General features: G+C 45.6%; 1 protein-coding gene. It reads left to right on the top strand.

The features are described from left to right. Positions 1-241, top strand: a 241-nt coding sequence (locus AAEY88_RS15255; RefSeq protein WP_350563747.1) for a PLDc N-terminal domain-containing protein, incomplete at its 3' end; no start/stop codon positions are given.

Below are 241 nucleotides of genomic sequence, written 5' to 3'. Positions count from 1 at the left end.
ATTGAAAAGTACTTTACGACATGGTCTTTTGGCGACTTTGCAGAATTGGGACTGATATTACATGTCGTGCTCATGATATTAATGACGCTACGGATTGTATCGGTACAGCGCAATATTGGTGTATCGATTGCTTGGGTTGCCGTGCTTTATACCTTGCCTGTGGTAGGATTTATTGCCTATATATTGCTGGGTGAGCCAATGATCGGACGCCGCTATCGTGAACGCGTGGATCAAGCCAGCC

It is taken from the genome of Psychrobacter sp. CAL346-MNA-CIBAN-0220, assembly GCF_040309805.1.
GTDB lineage: Bacteria > Pseudomonadota > Gammaproteobacteria > Pseudomonadales > Moraxellaceae > Psychrobacter.
This window is presented reverse-complemented; position numbering and strand designations above follow the sequence as displayed.